Raw genomic sequence first — 18,104 nt, 5'->3', positions numbered from 1 at the left:
AGGTGCCTTAAGCTATGCTTGTGACAGTGCAGTGGGTGAGATACGGAAAATTTGAGCATGGCAATCGGAATTTTTGATAGCGGTTTGGGTGGGTTGACGGTTTATGACGCCATCCACAAACAGATGCCTGATTTGGATATAGTCTATCTTGGCGATCATAAGCATGCGCCCTATGGCGTGCGCGATGTGGATGATATTTACCGTTGCACGACCCAATCGGTGCAAATTCTCTTTGATCACGGGTGTGATTTGGTGATTTTGGCCTGTAACACGGCCTCGGCTGCCGCATTGCGCCGGATGCAGGAACATTGGGTGTCAGACGACAAACGGGTGCTCGGAGTCTTCGTGCCAATGATCGAAGCGCTGACTGAGCGACACTGGGGCGACAACTCTCCGCCCCGCCAAGTTGCGGTGGAACATGTGGCACTTTTTGCGACGCCCGCCACCGTGTCGAGCCGAGCCTTTCAGCGCGAATTGGCGTTTCGCGCCATTGGGGTGGATGTGGAAGCACAGGCCTGTGGCGGCGTGGTGGATGCTATTGAAGATGGTGATTTCATTCTTGCCGAAGCTTTGGTGCAAAGCCATGTGGACGCGCTGCACCGCAAAATGCCACATCCGCAAGCCGCCATTTTGGGATGCACCCATTACCCTTTGATGCATGATGCGTTTCAACAAGCGCTTGGGCCGGAGGTTAAGATTTTCTCACAGGCGGATTTGGTTGCGCAAAGCTTAGAAGATTATTTGCAGCGCCATCAAGACAAATTGGGCGCGGCCACAGCCAGCAAATTTTTAACAACTGGGAATCCGGTCAAAGTCTCCCAACGCGCCACGCAGTTTCTCAAACGCCCGATGCAGTTTGAAGCGGGCTAGGTGCGGCGCAAAGGTGGCTTGAAAATCGCCGGCATTCGTTCCATATCCGATGGAGAACAGGGGATTTTGCAATGTCACATCGGATTATCATTCTTGGCGCGAGCGGCTACACCGGTGCGGAGCTTGTGCGCCTGATTGCATTGCATCCGCAAATGGAGATTGTTGCATTGTCCGCGGATCGGAAGGCTGGCCTCGCGATGCGTGACGTCTTTCCACATCTGTCGCATTTGTCTTTGCCACTCCTGCAAAAAATCGACGAGATTGACATGAGCAATGCCAATTTGGTGTTTTGCGCTTTGCCGCATGCCACATCGCAGTCTGTCATTCGCAAGCTGCCAGCTCATGTGAAGGTCGTTGATCTCTCGGCAGATTTTCGCATCAATGACTCTGATGTCTACAGCAAATGGTATGGCAAGCCCCATGACGCGCCAGATTTGCAAAAGAGTGCCGTATATGGGCTTACAGAGTTTTATCGTGCTGAAATTTCTAAAGCGCGGTTGGTGGCAGGTACGGGCTGTAATGCCGCAACGGGACAGTTTGCATTGCGCCCTTTGATCGCGGCTGGTGTGATTGATCTCGATCAGATTATTATTGACCTCAAAACCGGGGTCTCTGGCGCTGGACGTTCAGCGAAAGAAAATCTGCTGCATGCAGAGCTTTCTGAAGGTTTTCATGCCTATGCGGTGGGCGGTCAGCATCGACATTTGGCGGAATTTGATCAAGAATTTTCCGCATTGGCTGGCCGGCCAGTGTCTGTGCAGTTCACACCGCATTTGATGCCAACCAACCGCGGTATATTGGCGACGGTCTATGTGCAGGGCAGGGCGGATGCAATTTATGGCGCCCTGGAGGCGGCCTATTCTGCTGAGCCTTTTGTGCAGCTGCTGCCCATGGGCACCCATCCCAGCACGCGTCATGTCAGGGGATCTAACTTTTGCCATTTAGGCGTGGTCGAAGATCGGATCTCTGGTCGGGTTGTCGTATTGGCTGCCTTGGACAATTTGACCAAAGGCTCCTCCGGTCAAGCGCTGCAAAACGCCAATCTCATGCTTGGGTGTGACGAGACAACTGCTCTGATGATGCCACCGGTGTTTCCATAATGCGCGGCCTCAAGAAACAACGGCGCATCCAAGTGATTGTACTGGCGCTGGTCTGTTTAGTGGGCGCGACCGGGTTGATCGGCTTTGCACTGCGCGACGGGATCAACCTGTTTCGCTCGCCCACACAGGTGGCCGAAGCCGCCCCGGCGCCGGGGGAAGTATTTCGTCTAGGCGGTTTGGTTGCGCAAGGCAGCATTCGCAAAGGCGAGGGTGTGCATTTTTATTTCGACATAACGGATGGCGCCAACACCGTGGCCGTGAAATATATTGGCACCGACCTGCCTCCGGATCTCTTTGAGGAGGGGCAGGGCACCATCGCCACGGGGAGGTTTGCAGATGGCCTATTTGAAGCCACAGAAATTTTGGCAAAGCATGATGAAACCTATATGCCCAAAGAGGTCATCGACGCTTTGAAAGAGCAAGGCGTTTATCAAGGTGGCGAAGGGTCTTGATCCAAAGCTGGCTGACGGTGCTCGGCGCTGGGGTTGTGACCATTTGCGCCGTCAAATCGGAGCGGAGTTTCTTGCCAAGCGCGTTTGAGCCACTATACCAAACCTATGCTTAATGAACTCGCTCATTTCAGTCTGAACATCGCGCTTGGTTTTGCGGTGCTTGGGACAATCATTCCGCTTCTGGGGGCTACATTGCGCCGCAGCAGCTGGATGCAGTTGGCCTCTGTTTTCGCCACATTGCAATTTTTGTTGGTCGCTTTTGCGTTCGGGGTGCTCACGCTCGCATTTGTGAAATCGGATTTTTCCTTGCGGTTAGTGGTGCTCAACTCTCATACGCTCAAGCCGATGATTTATAAAATCGCTGGGGTTTGGGGCAATCATGAAGGCTCACTGCTGCTTTGGATTTTAATCTTAACATTTTTTGCCGCTTGCGCCGCCATTTTTGGCCGCCGCCTTCCGCAAAGCCTTTTGGCGCGGGTTTTGGGCGTGCAAAGCGCCATAACCACGGCCTTTCTGGCCTTTGTCTTACTGACATCCAATCCATTCACACGGGTGGCTTTTCCGCCCTTTAACGGGCAGGGGCTAAATCCATTGCTGCAAGATCCCGGTTTGGCCTTTCACCCGCCGTTTCTATATCTCGGATATGTCGGCCTTTCGATCACCTTCTCTTTTGCCATTGCGGCGCTGCTGGAAGGCAAGGTGGATTCGGCTTGGGGACGTTGGGTGCGGCCTTGGACCTTGGCGGCGTGGATTTTTCTGACCATTGGCATAGGTCTTGGCAGCTGGTGGGCCTATTATGAGCTTGGTTGGGGCGGATTTTGGTTTTGGGATCCTGTGGAGAACGCAAGTTTCATGCCTTGGCTGATTTCATCAGCCTTGCTTCATTCAGCCATTGTGGTTGAAAAACGCGATACGCTGAAGACGTGGACGATTCTATTGGCAATCTTGGCCTTTGGCTTTTCACTGATTGGCACGTTCATTGTGCGTTCGGGCGTTCTGACTTCTGTGCATGCTTTTGCCAATGATCCGGAGCGAGGTGTGTTCATCTTGATGATTTTGGCCGTGTTTTTCGGTGGGGCATTGCTGCTATTTGCTCTGCGCGCAAAGGCCATGGATAGTCGGGGGATCTTCGCGCCGGTCAGCCGTGAAAGCGCTTTAATCGCCAATAATTTGCTATTGGCGATTAGCTGCTTTGTGGTTTTTGTTGGCACGGTCTGGCCTTTGGTGGCCGAATTATTAATGGACCGTAAGCTCTCCGTTGGTCCGCCGTTTTTTGATCTGGCCTTCACACCCTTTATGGTGGGTTTGGCGGTGATCTTGCCGATTGGATCAACCCTGCCTTGGAAGCGGGCGCGCAGGGTGCATATCACCCGGCTTTGGCCTGTGGCACTTTTATGTTTAGCGATTTTTGGGCTGGCATGGGCCATGCAAACCGGACGCTCTTTGATAGGTCCGGTTGGGCTGGGCCTTGGTGTTTGGCTGGTCATGGGCGTGGCGATTGAGCTTTATCAACGCTGTGGACGGGGCGCGGGCAAAGCGCGCCGGTTGCTGCGGCTTCCTTTGGCCGATTGGGGCAAGGCAATAGCTCACGCGGGGCTTGGCATCACCATCTTTGGCGTGGCTGGCATTACCGCATGGCAGGTTGAAGATATTCGCGTTCTCGAGATTGGCCAATCTGCTGAGGTTGCGGGCTTCACCATCACATTGGAGGCTGTCGAGGATCGGCGCGGACCGAATTACCTGACCACGATGGCTGATGTCGCCCTGTCCAAGCAAGGCAACCCTATCGCAATGCTGCATCCGGAGCGGCGATACTATCCAGTGGCAGAGATGCCAACGACGGAGGCAGGTATTGATAGCGGAGTATGGCGCGACGTTTATGTGGTTGTTGGAGATGCGCAAGCTGAGGGTGGTTATGCCGTACGGATTTTTATAAAACCCTTGGCCAATTGGATCTGGACTGGGGCTATCATTATGGCTTTGGGTGGCTTTTTGAGCTTGTTTGATCGGCGCTACCGCTTGGCACCTGGCGCTGCTCGCGACCCAGGCCGGGTGGCACTGCCATGAGGCAGGTTCTCGCTGTCGTGTTCTTGATCGTTTGGGCAGGTATTTCAGCGGCCGTGGAGCCCGATGAAATTTTATCGGATCCAATTTTGGAAGATAGAGCCCGATTAATTTCGCAAGGACTTCGCTGTTTACAATGCCGCAACGAGAGCATTGATGAATCCAACGCCGGCATTGCCAGAGATCTCAGGTTATTGGTGCGCGCCCGCTTGTTGGAAGGTGATAGCGACACAGAGGTTATGGACTATGTTGTTGCGCGATATGGGGAATATGTTTTGCTGCGGCCCAATGGGCTGGGTACTAACCTCGTGCTTTGGTTGGCGGGTCCAGCTTTGTTTTTCGTCTCACTGGCAGGATTAATTGCCGTACAGCGGCGCAGCAAACGCAACGAGACCATCGATCAGTTGACAGAAGACGAAGAGAAAGAAATAGAAAAACTCCTTTCATCTTGATTGGGGCAGGGCGCAAGGCGCCGAAAACATAGGATGTTATCATGATTTATGAAACACTCACCTACGCTATCGATCGTGATGTTGCCGTGATCACGCTTAATCGCCCCTCGGTGATGAATGCGCTCAATACACAGATGCGCGCTGAAATAACGCATGCCATGCGCCAGGCCGGTCAGGCTGCGCGGGTGGTGGTCCTCACCGGCTCGGGCCGGGCGTTCTGTTCGGGACAGGACTTGGGCGCTGAGGGAAATTTTGCAGATATTGATCTCGAGCGCACATTGAAAGATGAATACGTGCCGATGCTTAAAGCCATTACGGAATGTCCTGTTCCGACCATTTCAGCGGTCAATGGTCCGGCCGCCGGGGCAGGGGCCAACTTGGCGCTCGCAGCGGATGTCGTGATTGCGGCACAATCGGCATATTTTGTGCAGGCCTTCACGCGTATCGGTCTCATTCCTGATGCGGGCGGCACCTATCTTTTGCCGCGGCAAATGGGACTGGCCAAGGCCATGGGCGCCGCGCTTTTTGCCGATAAAATTTCCGCCCAGCAGGCAAGTGAGATGGGAATGATCTGGGAATCTGTCGCCAATGAAAAATTTGCAGCCCAATGGCAGGCCCGAGCCGCGCATTTGGCCGCAGGTCCCACGGAGACCTATGGACATGTAAAAACGGCAATTCGACAGAGCTTTTCCAATTCCGAGGAAGACCAGCTTGAGCTGGAAGCGCGCTTGCAAGGCGCCTGTGGCCGCACACGCGATTTCAAAGAGGGTGTAACTGCCTTCCTCGATAAACGCACTGCAAAATTTGAAGGTCGGTGAACCGGCCTCAGTGAGACATAATTTGTAGGTGAGATAGCGGCAGTCCAGAAAATTGGCCCCAAGCATTTCTGCGAAAGCCGCCGGTCAAATCCCCATTCCCGGGTACCGAAGTGGCACCTTGTGGGAATAGGGATAGAGAACTTTTGTTCTAGCGATTTTCGATATCAACATAATCCCGCACAGTATTGCCGCAATACAGCTGGCGCGGGCGGCCAATTTTCATTGTTGGATCTGAGATCATTTCTGTCCACTGAGAAATCCATCCGACGGTCCGAGACAGGGCGAAGATCGGTGTGAACATTGAGGTTGGAAAGCCCAAGGCCTCCAAGATAATGCCTGAGTAGAAATCAACATTGGGGAAGAGTTTTTTCTCTGCAAAATAGGGATCGGCTAGGGCTGCTTTTTCCAACTCTTTGGCCACTTGCAAGATGGGGTTATTTTCAACCCCCAAAAGCTCCAGAACCTCATCTGCTGATTCTTTAAGAACCGTGGCGCGCGGATCGATGTTTTTGTAGACCCGGTGTCCAAAGCCCATAAGACGGAAAGGATCTTTTTTGTCTTTCGCGCGGGCAATAAACTCTGGAATGCGATCCACAGTGCCAATTTTATTGAGCATTTCAAGGCAGGCTTGGTTTGCACCGCCATGTGCCGGACCCCAAAGACAGGCAATTCCCGCGGCAATGCAAGCAAATGGATTGGCGCCAGAGGACGAGGCAAGGCGAACCGTAGAGGTGGACGCGTTTTGCTCATGATCTGCGTGAAGCGTGAATATCCGGTCCATTGCTCGGGACAAGATTGGGTTTACCTCATAGTCTTCGGCAGGCACCGCAAAGCACATGCGCAGGAAGTTTGAGGCATAGTCCACATCATTCCGCGGATAGACGAAGGGCTGCCCGACTGTGTATTTATAAGCCATGGCCGCGATCGTTGGCATTTTTGCGATCAAACGAATGGAGGCGACCTCGCGCTGGTGCTGGTCGGTGATATCTGTTGAGTCATGGTAGAATGCAGACATGGCCCCGACAACACCGGTCATAATGGCCATTGGATGAGCATCGCGGCGGAACCCGCGGAAGAAATTGACCATCTGTTCGTGCAGCATGGTGTGATTTGTCACCAGGCTTTCAAATTCCTCGAGCTCGGTTGCATTGGGCAAGTGACCGTTGAGCAGCAAAAAGCACACTTCCAAATAATGACTTTGCGAGGCGAGCTGGTCGATGGGATAGCCGCGATGCAGTAATTCACCGGCCTCGCCATCAATGAAGGTAATGGTCGAGTCGCAAGCGGCGGTCGAGGTAAAGCCGGGGTCATAGGTGAAGACATTAGCCTGCGCATAGAGTTTTCGAATATCAATCACATCCGGTCCGGCTGTCGGTGACATGACTGGCAGGTCATAAGTGGTCCCATCCAGGGTTAATTTGGCAGTTTTTTGTACGTCTTCTGTCATATTAGTCTCATCTTCCCAATTCAGCATGGTCACGCGGAGCCCGCTTAACTTATATCGGTTAGCCGTGCTATGGTTTCATCTCGGCCCAACACAAGCATCATATCAAATACACTCGGCGAGGTAACGCGTCCTGAAAGTGCCGCCCGAAGCGGGGCTGCCAACTTGCCCATTTTGGTCTCATGGGACAGTGCAAGGCGTTCAACCAAGGCTTCCAGTTCTTCTCGCGTCCAGATAGCATTTCGCAACTGCGGCGTCAATTGATTCAGTATACCAATGGATACTGAGTCAAGCACCTGAACGGCCTTTGCCTCCTGATCCAAAGGGCGAAACTGAAACATAAATAAAGATTTATCAAAAAGTTCTGCCATTGTTTTCGCGCGTTCCTTGGCGCAGTATGCGCCGGACATAAAGAGTGATTTTTGGGCATCATTTAAGGGGGCAGCATCGGTTGCTGCCAGATATCCCTCCAGTTCATGCAGCAACGCAGCATCATCGGTTTGCGCGATGTGTTGGCCCGAAATATTTGCTAATTTTTTGAAGTCAAACCGTGCAGGCGATTTGCCAATATGCTCAAGGTCAAACCAAGATTGCGCTTGGGAATCGGTGAAAAACTCATCATCCCCGTGGCTCCAGCCTAAACGCGCCAGATAATTGCGCATTCCGGCCGCGCTGTAGCCAAGCGCTTGATATTCCTCGACCCCAGTCGCCCCGTGGCGCTTGGACATTTTCTTTCCGTCTGGCCCATGAATGAGCGGGATATGCGCATAGGTCGGAAGCTCCCAGCCCATGGCCCGGTAGATCTGAATTTGCCGCGCTGCATTGTTCAGATGATCATCGCCACGTATGACATGGGTAACTCCCATATCATGGTCATCCACCACGACGGCGAGCATATAAACAGGGCTGCCATCGGAACGCAGCAGAACCATGTCATCAAGCTGATCGTTGCGAATGACAACATCGCCCTGCACCTGGTCCATGATGATCGTCTGCCCCTCGCGCGGGGCTTTGAGCCGCACCACATAGGGCGCGTCCGGGTGATCGGCCTCTGCGACATCGCGCCAGGGGGAGCGAAACAGGGTCGAGCGTTTCTCCGCTTGCGCCGCTTCTCGGAAGGCGGCAATTTCCTCTTGTGTGGCGAAGCACTTATAGGCGTGCCCTCCTGCCAGCATTTCCTTTGCCACCTCTGCATGGCGCGCCGCATTGGCCGCTTGACTGACGGGCACCCCATCGAAGTCAAGCCCAAGCCATGCCAGACCTCGGTAAATCGCCTGAGTGGAGGCCTCGGTTGAGCGCTCCTTATCTGTATCCTCAACCCGCAGCAAAAACTGTCCGCCATGACGCCGAGCGAAGAGCCAGTTGAACAGGGCCGTGCGCGCCGAGCCGATATGCAATGTTCCGGTCGGGGAGGGGGCAAAACGGGTAACGATTTTAGTGTCTGACATGGTGTTTATCTTTCGCAAAGGAAAAGGGCGCAGACTGTACCTAAGGCGCATCCACAGAGAGGACAAGTGCGGCATTGGTCTTGAATATGGGCAGCGGGGGAGCCTGCGTTGCAAGCGCAGGCGCAAAACCTCATGCGTTGGACCGCCTTCGGCTTTGGCTTGGGAATCGCAGCCTATTTCGGAATATTCCACGAGCCTGGAGCATTGGTTTTCTTGGCCAGCAGCCTTGTTGCCGGCCTTAGTGTTATTCTTGCAATCCGATTTCGCGACGGGATCGCGCGGTTTTTAATCGTGATCGACGCGGTCGCAGCGGGCTTTTCTTGGTGCCAATATAGGGCACATGCGGTCTTTGGTCCCGTGCTGTCGGACCGATTTTATGTTGCGGTGCAAGGGCGGGTCATCAGCATTGACCGCAGCCTGTCTGAAAGGCCGCGCCTCACTTTGGATGAGTTGGTGCTGGAGACTTTGCCGCGACAGGTTACGCCGCTGCGTATACGCGTGGCTCTGCATGGAATGGCACCTGTGCTACTGGCGGCGCATCTATCGCCGCCGCCTGGGCCTGCGGAGCCCTATGGCTATGATTTTCAAAAACAGGCTTGGTTTGCGCAATTGGGCGCCGTAGGCTACACGCGCAGCGCCATTATGACTTGGCGCGCAGCACCGGCGGATCGCGATGGGCTCACAGTTCAAAAATAGCGTCAGAAGATCGGTGCACATATGGCCGCGCATGTGCCTGTCCGCACCGCCGGCGTGGCTGTGGCCATTACGGTTGGTGATAGAATGTATCTGGATCGCGACGTGCAGCAAGCGCTTCGCGCGGCCAATCTTTCGCATCTTTTGGCGATATCTGGCCTGCATATGGGCTTGCTCACCAGTCTGGTGTTCTTTTTAACACGGGCGCTTTTTTCTTGCCTGCCCTATCTAATCTTAAACCGGCCGATCAAAAAAATTGCCGCGCTTATGAGCATAGGGGCAGGGGCGGCTTATCTGATGCTGTCGGGTGCCAGTGTCGCAACGAAGCGTGCGTATATAATGGCCTTTACCATCTTCGCAGCCGTGCTGCTTGAGCGGCGCGGGCTCACCTTGCAAGCGCTTGCCATTGCCGCAATTTTGGTTTTGCTGCTTCGGCCAGAGGCCCTGCTGGGGCCGGGCTTTCAAATGTCCTTTTCTGCCACTGGTCTTTTGATCATCGTGTTTAACGCGATGAATCAATTGACATGGGTGTCGCGATGGCCGGGGGCTGCGACCTATTTGATAGGCTCAGTGGTCTTGGCCATGGTTGCGGGCCTTGCGACGGCACCCATTGCGGTGGCGCATTTCAACCTATTGCCGCATTATGGGGTGTTGGCAAAAGTGATCGCAGTTCCGATTATGGGTTTGTGGTCATGCCCTCTGCGATTTTGGCCGCAGCACTGGCCCCATTTGGCGGGGAGGCACTGGGGCTTTGGGGCATAACATTGGGGCTCGGCGCAATTTTGGATGTGGCGACCCATGTCGTAGATCTGCCCCATTCGATCAGATATATCAAAGCATCACCGCCAAGGGCCTTAGGGATATTGGCGACCTCTGTGCTATTTGGCATCCTTTGGCGCGGCCGCATGCGGATTTTAGCTGTTATTCCCGCTTTTGCAGCTCTGGTTTTGTGGAATAATTTTCCGCAACCGGATGTGTTGATCAGCGGTGATGGGCGTTTGATTGGGGTGATGGTCAGGGCGCGCGGGTTCTCAATGTCGCGAAAGGCTCGGGGTTTGTGGCGCGCAGTTGGCTTCAAAATGACGGACGCCCCATCTCTCAGCGGGCGGCGCATGGGGATATGCCGTCTTGGATAGACATTGTTCGCAAGGGATCTGAACCGCAGTACCCTTGTCAAGCTCGATTGGTGATTGTGCAAGCATGGCGATCTGATCTGGCCTGCGATGGGTTTGATTTGGGGCGTCTCGCAACAGCGGGGGGCGTGGCCGGGCGCTTCGATAGGTCAGGCAGGCTACACTGGGTCACAGTCAGACAGGCTATTGGTCACAGGCTGTGGAACAGCCCGAGCTGCGATGAGCGAAAGGTCGTTATATTGCAGGTTGTAAAGCGCCTTAATAGGTGCGGATCAGGCCCACCAATTTGCCCTGTACTTTCACTTGGTCGTCGCGAAATACGCGGGTTTCATAAGCAGGATTGGCCGCCTCAAGTGCGATGGCGCTGCCATTGCGCCGGAAACGCTTCAAAGTGGCTTCATGATCTTCGACCAAGGCCACAACGATATCACCATTCTGGGCCGTGCTGGCTTCGCGGATCACAACCACATCCCCGTCGTTGATTCCCACGTCGATCATAGAATCGCCCTTAACCTCCAGCGCGTAATGCTGGCCAGCGTTTGAGATCATATCGCCTGGCACAGCCACGTCGTGCGCATAATCTTGGATCGCTGAAATTGGCACACCAGCTGCGATACGCCCCATCATCGGCAATGACCTCATGCCCTGCGCATCCACATCAATGGCATCGCGCGGCCGCTCAGGGCGATCTCCTGTAATCAGTTGCGGCACAAATTCGCGTGCCGCAGGTTGCATCTTTTCGGGCATCCGCAAAATTTCAATGGCCCGTGCACGATGTGCTAAGCGCCGAATAAAGCCGCGCTCCTCGAGCGCCGTAATCAAGCGATGAATGCCGGATTTTGATTTGAGATCAAGTGCCTCTTTCATTTCGTCAAATGAAGGGGAGACGCCATTGACCTGCGTGCGCGCATGAATGAAGTTGAGCAGTTGCAATTGCTTTTTGGTTAGCATGACATCATCTCCCGAGATTGAGCTGCTTCGGTCTGTTTGTATTATGTTCTACTCCCGTTCTCTTTTTGTGTCAAGATGTAGCGGCGCGTTAGATGGTAATGTAGCGCATCTCGCTGCCTTTGGGCATGGCCGGGGCATTGATTGGGGCAATCGCCAGAGCGTTCGCGACGCTCAAGACGCTCAGCAAAGAGCTGTCTTGCCTTTGGGCAACATGCAAAGCGCCATCGACTAAGGTGGCGCGCATATAGTGTTCTCGGGTGCCATTGGCGGGAAGATCATGGGCCAGCGGCGCGGTTCGGTACGCGCGCGGACCGGCTGGCAGCCCCAACATTTTTTCGATCAGCGGCACAACGAAGATCTCGCCACAGACCATAGCGGAAACGGGGTTGCCCGGCAGCCCGATCATCGCCCGTCCACCCATGCGCCCGGCCATCAAAGGTTTCCCGGGCCGCATCGCCACTTTGTAAAACGATTGTTGCAGCCCCAACTCCGCAGCGGCTTGCGCCACCAAATCATAATCGCCCACCGAGGCCCCACCAATGGTGAGCACCAGATCAACATCTCGACTCAGGGCGAAGACCTCTGCCAAAGAGCCCATCCTGTCGCGGGCAATCGGCAAAATTCGCGCCTCTGCGCCTGATTTTTGCAACATGGCGGCCAGGCCATAGCTGTTTGACGCGATGATTTGGTCGTCGCGGGGGAAATCGCCGGGTTGCACCAACTCATCGCCCGTGGCGATCAGGGCCACTGTCGGTCTGCGGGTCACCTTGAGGCGCGGGACATTCATAGCGGCCAAAAGCGCGATATCTTGCGTGGACAGGCGCCGCGGGGCGCTCAGCGTATAGCCTTCGGTGAAATCGCTGCCAGCTGGGCGCAGATAGGCCGCGTCATTCGGACCTGCAATAAGCGTGATTTTTCCGTCTTCTGCTCGGACATTCTCTTGGATGAGGACATGATCTGTACCTTGCGGCATTGGTGCGCCGGTGAAGATCCGTGTGGTCTGGCCTGCGGCAACGGGATTTGAAAAACGGTGCCCGGCTGCAGATAAGCCAATTACCTGCCATGTTTGCATGCCGGCTGCGAGGTCGCTGGCAGCGATCGCATAGCCATCCATGGCCGCGGCGGTGAAGGGCGGTTGATCGCGGGTGGCTGTGACAGCTTGGGCCAGAACCCGCCCCTGTGCTTGCTGGAGGGGAATTTCTTCGCTTGGCAGCCTGCCTCTAAGTGCCAAAATATGGTCAAGCGCCTCGTGAACCGAAATCATAGCGCCGAACGTCTCCAGTGACCGGATTTTCCGCCTTGTTTTTCTTCGAGCTGAATAGAGGTGATGGTAAGTCCCTTATCGACGGCTTTCATCATATCATAGACCGTGAGGGCCGCTGTGCTGGCGGCGGTGAGCGCCTCCATCTCAACTCCGGTTTGACCGCGCGTTTTCACGCTGGCGGTGACCAAGATTTGATGGGTGGTGCGATCGGGCTCTAAATCGACACTGACCTTAGTGATCGGCAAAGGATGGCACAGGGGGATCAGCTCAGAGGTTTTTTTCGCCGCCATGATGCCGGCTATGCGCGCCACGGCTAGCGCATCACCTTTCTTTATATCCCCCGCAAGCAGGACGGCCATTGCCTCTGGCGTCAGCTGCACAATTGCCGTGGCTGTTGCCATCCGGTCTGTGTCGGATTTTTCCGAAACATCAACCATATGCGCCTGTCCAGCCTCATCGAGATGGGTAAGTTTTGACATTTAAATCCTATCTGGCATCTGCGGATTGGCCAAAAGAGTTCGTGTGGCCTGCGCGACATCGGTCTGACGCATCAGGCTTTCGCCAATCAGGAAACTGCGCGCGCCATAGCCGGCCAGATCGGCCAAATCTTCGGGCGTGTAAATTCCGCTTTCGGCAACAATGGTTTTGCCTGCGGGCACCCGATGCGCAAGTTCGCGGGTGGTGTCCAGCGTGACGTCAAAGGTGTTGAGATTGCGATTGTTGATGCCAATTAAGGTAGACTTGAGCGCAAGGCCGCGTTCCAATTCCGCCGCGTCATGCACTTCAATCAGCGCATCCATGCCCCAGGCGCTGGCGGCGGCTTCCAATTCTGCCGCTTGGCTGTCCGAGACAGAAGCCATGATGATCAAGATACAATCGGCCCCTAAGGCGCGGGCTTCTGCGACCTGATAGGTGTCATACATAAAGTCTTTGCGCAGCGCCGGCAGTGTTGTGGCGGCGCTGGCGGCGGTGAGATAGCTATCATCACCCTGAAAGGACGGCCCATCTGTCAAAATAGACAGGCAGGTCGCACCGCCTTGCTCATAGGCGCGGGCCAATTTGGGAGGATTGAAATCTGCACGAATAAGACCTTTCGACGGCGAGGCTTTTTTCACCTCTGCGATCAAAGCATAACCGGTCTGTGCGGCCTCTTTGAGCCGGCTGGCAAAGCCGCGCAGGGGGGAGGCTGCGCGGGCGGCGGCCTCGACCTCGAGCAAGGAGACTGCGGCCTTGCGTGCTGCAATCTCTTCCAGCTTGTAGGCTTTAATTTTATCAAGAATAGTTTCAGTCATTTATCAGTCCAAATGTTATACGGCGTTGGTGAGTGTAGCTAGGGCGGTGACTTTGCTTTTGGCCGCTCCGCTGTCGATCGCCGCCGCCGCTCGTTCGACCCCTTCCCGCAGTGAGCTGGCTTTGCCTGCAATTTGCAACGCGGCTGCAGAATTGAGCAAGACTGCATCCCGGTAGGCCGAAGCGGCGCCATCCAAAAGCGCGGCGAAGGCCTTGCCATTGTCTTCGGGGCTACCGCCGAGAATGGCTTCAAAGGGATGCACCGGCAAGCCCGCCTTCTCTGGATGAATTTCAAACTCAATCACTTGGCCATTGTCGAGGGCGGCCACGGCGCTGGTGCCTGTGATGGTCAACTCATCAGTGCCATCAGCGGTGCCATGCACCAGCCAAGCTGCCTCGCTGCCGAGCGCCAAAAGGGTTTCGGCCATCGGGCGGATCAACTCTGCCGAAAACACGCCCGTTAACTGACGTTTAACCCCGGCAGGATTGGTCAAGGGACCGAGGATATTAAAGATTGTGCGTGTCGCAAGTTCAGTGCGCGTGGGCATCACATGAGCAATAGCTGGGTGATGCATAGGGGCCATCATAAAGGCGATGCCGATCTCTTCCAATGCGCGCTCGACCACATCCACACCCACCATCACATTGATGCCCATCTGGCCCAAAGCATCGGCGGCGCCGGACTTGGAGCTGAGATTGCGGTTGCCATGTTTGGCCACGGGCACGCCGGCACCGGCCACCACGAAAGCGGTTGCGGTCGAAATATTCAATGTGCCCTTGCCATCACCGCCGGTGCCGACGATGTCCATGGCACCCTGAGGAGCGCGCACGGCGTTGCATTTGGCGCGCATGACGGCGGCCGCGGCCGCAAATTCATCGACCGTTTCTCCGCGTGTGCGCAGCGCCATCAAAAAACCGCCAATTTGACTTGGCGTTGCCTCACCATTGAACAGTGTTTCAAAGGCGACCTCCGCTTCAGCGCGGGTCAGTGGACGGTCGGCGGCCGTTCCAATCAAGGATTGCAAAGCAGATGTCATGCCAGTTCCTTTGCCATGTTAAGAAAGTTGCGCATCAGATGATGCCCATGTTCGGAGGCAATGCTCTCGGGATGAAATTGAACTCCATGAATGGGCAAGGTTTTATGCTCAAGCCCCATGATCGTTCCGTCTTCCAACTCCGCGCTCACCTGTAAACAGTCCGGCAAAGTGGCGCGTTCGACAATCAGCGAATGGTAGCGCGTGGCCTCGAAAGGTGTGGGCAGCCCATCGAAAAGGCCCTGGCCGGTATGATGCATTTTGCCCATTTTGCCATGCACAATTTCATGGCAGCGCACGACAGAGCCGCCAAAGGCCTGCCCAATGGTTTGATGCCCCAAACAGACCCCCATAAGCGGAACGCGGGCGGCCGCTGCGGCCTCGGTCAAGGCCAGACAGATACCGGCCTGCGCGGGATCACATGGGCCTGGCGACAAGAGAATCGATGAGGCACCCAGCAACATAGCCTCTTGCACGTCCAAGGCATCATTGCGCTTGACCACAACCGTTTCGCCCAACTCCCCGAGATAATGCACCAGATTATAAGTGAAGCTGTCATAATTATCGATCAGCAGTAACATGGGTCGTCCTTTATGTTTTTTTGCCCCACGGGCGCTCTTTCGGAACAATGGGTCTCGCAATTGGCAGATTGGTCGCGGTATAGATGCTCAGGGAACGAAGCTATCGTCAAGAGTGACAGGGCGTTTTTGGTGATTGAAAGGTGACAGATGCAACTACCGTTCTTCAATGGTCTGATTTGGGGTACACTGATCGGCGGTGCGGGGCTGGTGGTCCTTTCACTGTCCCATGATATTTTGAATCTCCAAGGCCTGGATCCAGAGGTGACTGTGCTGCCGGTCGGTCAAAGCCCAGATATGGCCACAGCCTCGGAGGTAACGGTGATTGATCTGGATCCACCGTTGGAAAATTCCGCACCGCCCGCCGTGGTGTCGCAAGCTCCAACCGCAGCCAGCCTAGGTCGCAGCTTCACCCTGTCGGCGCAAAAACCGGTATTAAGCGGAGAGATGGAGACTTTGGCCACATTGCCGATGGTGCAAAAACGGCGCCCCTCTACGAATATGCCGCAGGTCTACCTCGGAGATTCTCCCTTGCTCTTGCCGCAGTCGCCCACCCGTTTGGCCGGGATGCGCCGCCCGAGTGGCACGGTGCTCGATGACACAAGCGCTATGCAGGTGAGCGCGCCGCGATTGTTGCAAACCGATCCGCTGCCTGAGGTTACTTATCTGCGCTATGCTCTGGAGTTTGAGGCAAGCGCGGGCAAAGGGCTTATCAGCATTGTCTTGATGGACAGGCCGTTCGTGGACCCGCCAGATTGGCTGTTGGATATTGGGATGCCGATTGCCGTGGCAATTGATGGGAAAGCAGCGGATGCGCGCGCTAAAATGTTACGCTACCGAGCCGCGGGTTTTGAGATTTTTACCAATATGCATTTGCCCGAGACCCTCACTTCGGTGAATGTGGCTCTGATCGCCGATGCCTCAGTGCAGGCTGTGCCCATGGCGACGGGGCTCTGGGCTTCGGATTATGACCACGGCCCGAGGTCTCCGGCGCAGTTGCGCCTGTTGCAAGACCATCTGGCCAAAGAAAACCTTGGGTTTTTGCCAAGGGCAGACCTGACGATTTCTGATGAGATGTCCCGTGCTTCAGATGTGTTGAGCGCTCTGGACGTCGTGGCACAGAAAGCTGTGCAGACCGGACATGCGATCGTGGCACTGGATCCGCCTGCGGAGACTTGGGCTGTTCTGCGCTTTTGGCTGCTGCATTCCGATCGCGGCGACAGCGTTATCGCGCCGCTATCGGCTGTGCTCACTCGGTAAAGACTGTTGTGTATCGGATTTGACAGGTGCTGTTAGCTGCCCAATCTCCGAGTTTTGATCTGAAACTGCGGTATCTACTTTCGTTGATGACTTTTTACAGAGCGCCGGTCACCGCCTGTGCCAGCCAGGTACGAATATCAGGATAGAGCGCCTCGAGTTGTGGCAGGTCATTGACACAGAGCATCTTGAGGTCCGGGGTGTCTTTGATGGTTTGCAACAGAGCGGGGATTGTCCCGTCTGCCGCTCCAACCCCTTGTCCGCTATAGATATGATAGTGATCTTTGACTGGATGCAGCGTCGCGGTTTTTTGCAAAATACAGGCATGATTGTGCAGGCTTTGCGGCGAAAACTGTCGAATATCTCGCATCTGATAGCGGGCATTGTCTCGAAACGCAGTTTCGAAACGGCTGTGAAGGTGCACCATGGTGCGGCGCAAACAGGGGTGCGCCACATGTGCTGCGCGAAAGAGGCGCTGAGCCGGGACGCCGCATAGGTCCGCTGCGTTAAGTTGCATATAGTGATTGAACTTAGCCGGATCAGCCATCTGGACCGGATCGTCTTGCAAAGCGCCGAAATCAGCCCAGGCTCCGCGTAGAATTGGGCCGCTTGGGGAGAAGAAATCGCTTTTCTGACAGGGCGCCGTCAGAAAAACATCATCATTGAAATAGATAAATCGGTCCGATAACCCTCGAATTTTCCAAAGAAATGTCTCTATAGCCAAGGAGTTGAACGTTGGCAGTGCCGCGCCATGATTGGCGAATATGTCACTGTGGTCAACCAAGCGAATTTTGGCACGCAGCGCGGCGCTCAGGCGTGACAAATTGGGTGATTGCTGATCGACGATGATCCAAATTTTGCGCAGCCATGGGGCATTATGCTCCAGCGAGGCCAGGCAGAGATAAATTTCGCCATTGCAGGCCCAACGATGCGGGTTTGTGGCATTTTCATGAAAAAGATGTGGTGCTGACCCCATGAAAATCTGGCGTTTTTGCAGATGCGCCGGATCCAATCCATCAACCCATGTGATGACAGCATCAATCGGATCGTGCCAGACGTCTTGAACCATGAACGCAAACTCCTCTTTACGCGGGCAAGGCTAGCCTGCGCGCTGCGCAATTGCGAGGGTGGTGTGCCGCATTATTCAAGGAAAATGGTGGTCCCGACAGGATTTGAACCTGTGACCCCTCGCTTCGGAGGCGAGTACTCTATCCAGCTGAGCTACGGGACCATTTGTCTTTCAAGGCGGAGGCAAA

19 protein-coding genes and 1 tRNA gene are annotated in these 18,104 nt (G+C 55.0%); 10 read left to right on the top strand and 10 right to left on the bottom strand.

What is annotated here, in order from left to right; genetic code table 11:
- Positions 1–57 precede the first annotated feature (57 nt).
- From murI to ABLW18_RS01385, 6 genes are all read left to right on the top strand, one after another.
- Positions 58–870, top strand: a complete 813-nt coding sequence (gene murI, locus ABLW18_RS01410; RefSeq protein ID WP_347823099.1) for a glutamate racemase — start codon at positions 58–60, stop codon at positions 868–870.
- A 71-nt stretch (positions 871–941) separates the two neighbouring features.
- Complete coding sequence (argC, locus tag ABLW18_RS01405) at positions 942–1,970, top strand: N-acetyl-gamma-glutamyl-phosphate reductase (protein ID WP_347823098.1); 1,029 nt, start codon at positions 942–944, stop codon at positions 1,968–1,970.
- Positions 1,970–2,422 (top strand): cytochrome c maturation protein CcmE, encoded by a 453-nt coding sequence (ccmE, locus tag ABLW18_RS01400; RefSeq protein ID WP_347823097.1) that lies wholly within the window; start codon positions 1,970–1,972, stop codon positions 2,420–2,422. Before argC ends, ccmE begins: the two co-directional genes overlap by 1 nt.
- A 105-nt stretch (positions 2,423–2,527) precedes the next feature.
- Positions 2,528–4,489 (top strand): heme lyase CcmF/NrfE family subunit, encoded by a 1,962-nt coding sequence (locus ABLW18_RS01395; RefSeq protein WP_347823096.1) that lies wholly within the window; start codon positions 2,528–2,530, stop codon positions 4,487–4,489.
- Positions 4,486–4,938, top strand: coding sequence for a cytochrome c-type biogenesis protein (locus ABLW18_RS01390; protein ID WP_347823095.1), 453 nt, complete (start codon positions 4,486–4,488; stop codon positions 4,936–4,938). Before ABLW18_RS01395 ends, ABLW18_RS01390 begins: the two co-directional genes overlap by 4 nt.
- Before the next feature lie 41 nt (positions 4,939–4,979).
- Positions 4,980–5,756: an enoyl-CoA hydratase-related protein gene (locus ABLW18_RS01385; protein WP_347823094.1), complete on the top strand. Its 777-nt coding sequence runs from the start codon at positions 4,980–4,982 to the stop codon at positions 5,754–5,756.
- A gap of 148 nt (positions 5,757–5,904) precedes the next feature.
- Here the strand turns inward: ABLW18_RS01385 and ABLW18_RS01380 are convergent, their stop codons facing one another.
- Together ABLW18_RS01380 and gltX are read right to left on the bottom strand one after the other, a co-directional pair.
- On the bottom strand, positions 5,905–7,203 hold the full coding sequence (locus ABLW18_RS01380) for a citrate synthase (RefSeq protein ID WP_347823093.1): 1,299 nt from the start codon (positions 7,201–7,203) through the stop codon (positions 5,905–5,907).
- Positions 7,204–7,247: 44 nt separating this feature from the next.
- Positions 7,248–8,648: a glutamate--tRNA ligase gene (gene gltX / locus ABLW18_RS01375; RefSeq protein ID WP_347823092.1), complete on the bottom strand. Its 1,401-nt coding sequence runs from the start codon at positions 8,646–8,648 to the stop codon at positions 7,248–7,250.
- A gap of 132 nt (positions 8,649–8,780) precedes the next feature.
- Here gltX and ABLW18_RS01370 point away from each other — a divergent pair, with 132 nt between their 5' ends.
- The 3 genes from ABLW18_RS01370 to ABLW18_RS01360 are packed head-to-tail and all read left to right on the top strand — an operon-like array spanning position 8,781 to position 10,477.
- On the top strand, positions 8,781–9,344 hold the full coding sequence (locus ABLW18_RS01370) for a DUF4131 domain-containing protein (protein WP_347823091.1): 564 nt from the start codon (positions 8,781–8,783) through the stop codon (positions 9,342–9,344).
- Positions 9,345–9,365: 21 nt separating this feature from the next.
- Positions 9,366–10,103 carry a ComEC/Rec2 family competence protein gene (locus tag ABLW18_RS01365; RefSeq protein ID WP_347823090.1) on the top strand — a complete coding sequence of 246 codons (738 nt, stop codon included), beginning with the start codon at positions 9,366–9,368 and terminating at the stop codon, positions 10,101–10,103.
- Entirely contained in the window at positions 10,034–10,477 is a 444-nt protein-coding gene (locus tag ABLW18_RS01360; protein WP_347823089.1) for a hypothetical protein, read from the top strand. Before ABLW18_RS01365 ends, ABLW18_RS01360 begins: the two co-directional genes overlap by 70 nt.
- Before the next feature lie 255 nt (positions 10,478–10,732).
- On the opposite strand, the gene lexA is transcribed toward ABLW18_RS01360, so the two are convergent.
- From lexA to ABLW18_RS01330, 6 genes are all read right to left on the bottom strand, one after another.
- Positions 10,733–11,425 (bottom strand): transcriptional repressor LexA, encoded by a 693-nt coding sequence (gene lexA, locus ABLW18_RS01355; RefSeq protein WP_347823088.1) that lies wholly within the window; start codon positions 11,423–11,425, stop codon positions 10,733–10,735.
- Between the two features lie 88 nt (positions 11,426–11,513).
- Entirely contained in the window at positions 11,514–12,689 is a 1,176-nt protein-coding gene (gene glp, locus ABLW18_RS01350) for a gephyrin-like molybdotransferase Glp (RefSeq protein ID WP_347823087.1), read from the bottom strand.
- The gene (moaC, locus tag ABLW18_RS01345; protein WP_347823086.1) at positions 12,686–13,168 is read right to left on the bottom strand and encodes a cyclic pyranopterin monophosphate synthase MoaC; all 483 of its coding nucleotides are present in this window, start codon (positions 13,166–13,168) and stop codon (positions 12,686–12,688) included. The genes glp and moaC overlap by 4 nt, the downstream gene beginning before the upstream one ends.
- Positions 13,169–13,981 (bottom strand): indole-3-glycerol phosphate synthase TrpC, encoded by an 813-nt coding sequence (gene trpC / locus ABLW18_RS01340; protein ID WP_347823085.1) that lies wholly within the window; start codon positions 13,979–13,981, stop codon positions 13,169–13,171. It abuts the gene before it with no gap.
- Between the two features lie 15 nt (positions 13,982–13,996).
- A complete protein-coding gene (trpD, locus tag ABLW18_RS01335) occupies positions 13,997–15,016 on the bottom strand; it encodes an anthranilate phosphoribosyltransferase (RefSeq protein ID WP_347823084.1) in 1,020 nt (339 codons plus the stop codon).
- Positions 15,013–15,594, bottom strand: a complete 582-nt coding sequence (locus ABLW18_RS01330) for an aminodeoxychorismate/anthranilate synthase component II (RefSeq protein WP_347823083.1) — start codon at positions 15,592–15,594, stop codon at positions 15,013–15,015. Before ABLW18_RS01330 ends, trpD begins: the two co-directional genes overlap by 4 nt.
- 147 nt (positions 15,595–15,741) lie before the next feature.
- On the opposite strand from ABLW18_RS01330, the gene ABLW18_RS01325 reads away from it, so the two are divergent.
- Positions 15,742–16,851 carry a hypothetical protein gene (locus ABLW18_RS01325; protein WP_347823082.1) on the top strand — a complete coding sequence of 370 codons (1,110 nt, stop codon included), beginning with the start codon at positions 15,742–15,744 and terminating at the stop codon, positions 16,849–16,851.
- A 94-nt stretch (positions 16,852–16,945) separates the two neighbouring features.
- On the opposite strand, the gene ABLW18_RS01320 is transcribed toward ABLW18_RS01325, so the two are convergent.
- Together ABLW18_RS01320 and ABLW18_RS01315 are read right to left on the bottom strand one after the other, a co-directional pair.
- Entirely contained in the window at positions 16,946–17,917 is a 972-nt protein-coding gene (locus ABLW18_RS01320) for a stealth family protein (RefSeq protein ID WP_347823081.1), read from the bottom strand.
- An 85-nt stretch (positions 17,918–18,002) separates the two neighbouring features.
- Positions 18,003–18,079 (bottom strand) — tRNA-Arg (locus ABLW18_RS01315).
- Between the last annotated feature and the right edge of the window lie 25 nt (positions 18,080–18,104).

Source organism: uncultured Planktomarina sp., assembly GCA_943788425.1.
Taxonomy (GTDB): Bacteria; Pseudomonadota; Alphaproteobacteria; order Rhodobacterales; family Rhodobacteraceae; genus Planktomarina.
Note: the sequence above shows the minus strand (reverse complement) of the source record. Positions and strands in the feature narration are given on the sequence as shown.